Origin of the sequence: Halococcus morrhuae DSM 1307, from assembly GCF_000336695.1 — an archaeon.
Taxonomy (GTDB): Archaea; Halobacteriota; Halobacteria; order Halobacteriales; family Halococcaceae; genus Halococcus; species Halococcus morrhuae.
On sequence record NZ_AOMC01000128.1, the window covers coordinates 1 to 4,307 of the forward strand.

General features: G+C 58.0%; 4 protein-coding genes, 1 tRNA gene and 1 pseudogene. 4 read left to right on the forward strand and 2 right to left on the reverse strand.

The features are described 5' to 3' along the window. Window positions 1-86 precede the first annotated feature (86 nt). The 3 genes and pseudogenes from C448_RS10495 to C448_RS10505 form a co-directional block, all read left to right on the forward strand. Window positions 87-659, forward strand: a pseudogene (locus C448_RS10495) (zinc ribbon domain-containing protein); the annotation flags it as partial. A 75-nt stretch (window positions 660-734) separates the two neighbouring features. Continuing rightward, window positions 735-1,037, forward strand: a complete 303-nt coding sequence (locus C448_RS10500) for a winged helix-turn-helix domain-containing protein (protein ID WP_152415566.1) — start codon at window positions 735-737, stop codon at window positions 1,035-1,037. A 426-nt stretch (window positions 1,038-1,463) separates the two neighbouring features. Continuing rightward, window positions 1,464-2,348 (forward strand): MOSC domain-containing protein, encoded by an 885-nt coding sequence (locus C448_RS10505; RefSeq protein ID WP_004054587.1) that lies wholly within the window; start codon window positions 1,464-1,466, stop codon window positions 2,346-2,348. A gap of 53 nt (window positions 2,349-2,401) precedes the next feature. On the opposite strand, the gene C448_RS10510 is transcribed toward C448_RS10505, so the two are convergent. Then, window positions 2,402-3,340, reverse strand: a complete 939-nt coding sequence (locus C448_RS10510; RefSeq protein ID WP_004054588.1) for an NADP-dependent oxidoreductase — start codon at window positions 3,338-3,340, stop codon at window positions 2,402-2,404. A gap of 214 nt (window positions 3,341-3,554) precedes the next feature. Continuing rightward, window positions 3,555-3,629, reverse strand: a tRNA-Thr gene (locus C448_RS10515). A 114-nt stretch (window positions 3,630-3,743) separates the two neighbouring features. On the opposite strand from C448_RS10515, the gene C448_RS10520 reads away from it, so the two are divergent. Then, window positions 3,744-4,046 carry a hypothetical protein gene (locus tag C448_RS10520; RefSeq protein WP_004054589.1) on the forward strand — a complete coding sequence of 101 codons (303 nt, stop codon included), beginning with the start codon at window positions 3,744-3,746 and terminating at the stop codon, window positions 4,044-4,046. Window positions 4,047-4,307: the final 261 nt, after the last annotated feature.

The following is a 4,307-nucleotide window of genomic DNA, read 5'->3' on the forward strand; positions in this document are numbered from 1 at the left end:
GGTCCTCTGTGAGTTCACTGGCTGCTTGGTTGGCCTCCATCAATCCACCAAGCAGCCCGTTCACCTAACCCGCTTTGTGAGGTACTGAGAGTACGTCGCGCGAAGCGCGACGACTCGACCAACGGCGAACCGACCGCCGTACGCACTTCTTCCATACCCTCTCGAAAGACATCATCGAGGAATGTGTCGGGCGAGAGGTCGGGACGTTGATCATCGGGGACCTCGGCGGCATCCGCGAAGATACTGAGACCGGCGAGGCCGTCAATTGGGGTACACACGGCAACCTCGATCTACACGGCTGGCCGTTCGACCGCTTGTGGAAGATACTCAAGTACAAAGGCGAAATCAAAGGTATCGACGTGGTTCGCAAGAGCGAGCGGGACACGTCGAGGACGTGTGCCGTGTGCGGCCACGAAGATGAGAGTCAGCGCAAAGAGCGTGGGTTGTACGTTTGTGAGAAATGCGGAACCGTGGCGAATGCCGATTGTGGTGGCGCGGAGAATATTCGGCAGAGAGCAGAAGTACCTCCGAATCCGAGCGCTCCGCGCTCGGATAGGAGTAACGGCTGGTTGGCACAGCCAGCGGTTCGCCTGTTCGACCGTAGCGAGGGCCGTTTTGCCCCGCGAGAACAGGTCGCTCAAACGAACCGCGAACCCTAATATCCCAAACGCGGTCGGGAATCCCCGTCCTCAGCGAGCGCCCGAATGGGCGCGAGCAGGGCGGGGAGGATGTCAATGTATATGGGCGAGCACGATACAGAGTCAGCTGGCGGTATTCCAGCGAACGGAGTGCCGTCAGACAAGGCTGTTCGTCAAGAACGCGAACAGTGGGATGAAGGGAAGACGGTCAAAGAACGCATCTACGAGACCACCCTCACGCTGCGCGAACCCACTCCCGTTTCCGTCGTTGCCGACCGAGCCGAGTGCACACCTGCATCCGCCCGACGACACCTCCGTTGGTTTGCCGAGATCGGTATCGTCGAGCCAGTCGGTGAGGGACAGCCCGCGCAGTTTCAGCGCAGTAAGGCGGTGGCGTAGAACGGTTCTCAGAGCGTGATGATTGGAGTGGCGATATCGTTGTCTCGTTCGTGGTTCGTGCGTGCAACTGCGAGCCGAAGACACAGCGCCAAAACTGCGTGTACATGTCCGTCTGTCTAATACGGGGGTACTGTCCACCCCACGGGGGTGCGTCCGACAAGAGGGATCGGAGATCATCGTTATACAGCGAGGGAGACCGATGACCGCGAACGTGACGCCACGAGCCTCTGCGTCACTAGATAGAAGCCCAACATGAGTAACAAATCCGGCGCAGAGCGAAGAAAACCAGCAAAAAGTGGTTCAGCGATTGACCTTTGGCCGTTTACGGCGGAGAAGGTGACCGGAGATTCGGCGACGAATCTCTATGGTACTGAATAGCATCCGCTGAGACAACACCTATGCGAGTTCGATCCATTAGATCCAGTCATGGCAGCAGTCTCGCGAATCAGGCTGTATCCAGTCAAATCATTGTCCGGTGTCGACGTCGATAGCGTACCAATCCGTGACTCGGGGCGACTGCAACACGATCGAGAGTATGCCCTGTTCAGCGAGGACGGCACCTACGTCAATGGACGACAGAACAAACTGGTCCATCAGATCAACACCACAGTCGACCTCGCGGCGAATGCAATCGACTTCGCAATCCACGATACGGACCGGACGTTTGCCTGCGACCTCGATGGCATCGACAGTAATCCCGAACTGGAGGCATGGTTGACGGATTTCTTTGACGAGCCGATCACCGTCGAACGGGCCGCACAAACGAACTTCACGGATAGCGCAGGCGGTATCGCCCCGATCCGGATCACCGCCACGGGCCCGACACTCGTCGGTGAGGAAACGATGGCCGAAGTCGCATCCTGGTACGACGACCTCGATGCTGACGGGATTTTCCGGCGACTGCGGACCAACATCGCAATCGATGGTGTCGAACCGTTCTGGGAAGACAAACTCTACTCGGACACACCGGCGACACGTCGCGATCCCGGCACTGGCGTGGAGTTTACGGTTGGCGACGTGACCCACTATGGAGTGATGTGCAAGCCACGCTGTGTCGTCCCCTCTCGGGATCCGGAGACCGGCGAACAGAAGCTGAATTTCACGAAGAAATTCATGGAGCAACGAAAGGAGCGATTCCCCGAGTGGGCTGACGCGGAGACGCTGGGAACGAACATGGACCGCGAGAATGCAGACGATTACTACTATTTGACCGTCGTCACACGGCTGCCGTCACGCGAGGCCGGCAAGGAGATCGCCGTCGGTGACGAGATCTCGATCGAGGGGGAAATTCCTCTCTTGGAGACGCATTAGTCCGTCCTGCGTTTGCCTGTTTCATCCGGACGACGACTTCACCATCGACGTGCCTAGCTGTCGGTGGCGCTGTCGGGTTCGAGGACGAGTTTGCCACGAGCGTGGTCGCTTTCGAGCTCCTCGTGGGCGGCAGTTGCATCCGCGAGCGGGTAGCACTCCGCAATCGTTGGCGTGACGGCTCCGTCATCGATCAGTGTGGCGATCTCGGAGAGCGTGTCACCGTCGGCTTCAACACCGACTTGCTGGCTGTCGACGCCGTGGGCGTCGAGTTGCTCCTCGGGTGGGGCATCGAGCAAGGGCGTGATGGTCCCGCCCGCACGCAGGAGCGAGAGCGAGCGTTCGCCCGTTTTGCCACCGATCGCATCGAGCACGAGATCGACTGGCTCGTCGATCGCGTCGTCGAACTGGGTGGTCTCGTAGTCGATGGCCTGGTCGACACCGAGATCGGTGAGGAACGGTTGGTTGTAGCCGGCAGCGGTCCCGATGACGGTCGCACCGTGCTGTAGCGCAAGCTGCACGGCGATGTGGCCGACACCGCCGGCGGCCGCATGGATCAGCACGCGGTCGTCGTCCTGTAGGTCGCCCTGTTCGAAGAGCGCTTCCCAGGCTGTCAGCGCAACCATGGGGACGCCTGCGGCTGTGGGGGGATCGATGGTAGCCGGTTTTGCAGCGACGTCTGTCGCAGGCACCGTCGCGTACTCCGCGTAGGCGTTGCCAGCATCCGGAAAGCGAGCGAGACTGTAGACGTCGTCATCAATTTTGAAGTCGGTTACTGCGTCGCCAACGGCGGCGACGGTACCCGAAAGGTCCCAGCCAGGGATCCAGGGCAGTGGATACTCGATCTGTCCGTAGCGGCCGGCGGTGTCGACTGGGTTCAGGCCTGCTCCGCGAACGCGCACGAGGAGTTCGTCAACGGCGGGGTCCGGCCGCTCAACGGATTCATAGCGAAGCATGCTTGGGTCGCCATAGTCGTGGACACGGATCGCCTGCATTGCTTCGGACATGTGTTTCGGTGGGCGATACGGTTCGACTCCTGATATTTCTATTGGAAGATGTTGTGTTTCCTACGGTTGGTGAGTCGAAATGGTAATTCTGATTTATTTTCGACGAGTCGAAATCAGTGTTCAAATCACGTACTGTCGTGGTGACAGCTGCTCATGACCTGAATTGGTTCTCGCTATCAGCACTCATCGACAAGTGTAGCAAAGCCGAGAGAGGGATTCGAACCCCCGACGAGCTCCTTACAAGGGAGCTGCTCTGGCCAGCCTGAGCTATCTCGGCCCACTCTCTGTGGGTGATTGTCAAAGATAGTTGCCACCATGAGATTATCTTCGATGGACCATGAACAGTCTTATTTCCTGAGCTATTGCTTCGTCATGAAGATGGTGATTGGCAATGAGTGAATCTACACACATCCAGACCGAACTTTCAGATGAAGAATACGATCACTTCAAATCGCTCGCCGACGAGCGAGGACTCTCACTCACTGCCGCACTCCGAGAAGCGGCCGAAGTATGGATGGAGCAACAACAGATCGATCCGGATGATCCGCTGTTCGATATTCTCGACCAGCTCGATCAGGAACCAATGCCGGAGAAACCACGCACGAATGCCGCCAGAGAAGATGATTTGATTGATGACTGGGAAGGGGCGACAGCCGGGATTCGGTGCAGTGAAAATTCCGGCCGCGAGGAGTAAATGGTTCGTTCGATCGATACTGAAGTTATATTATTGAGAGTTCGACCGATGCGGGGCTCTGAAGGAGCGTGAGCGGCCCTAACGGAAAGAAGAGCAACCCACTACTCCGTCAAGCATCCGTTCTAGGCCATCCGTTCTAGGCTAACTCTGAGATAGCCGAAGAACGCCAGTTGTTAGCGCTCTGAGAAGCCGGTGGAGAGTGAATGGAACTCCCACCGGATACGGTGATAGAGGAGCGGTTAGTGGAAACGTTTCCGAACA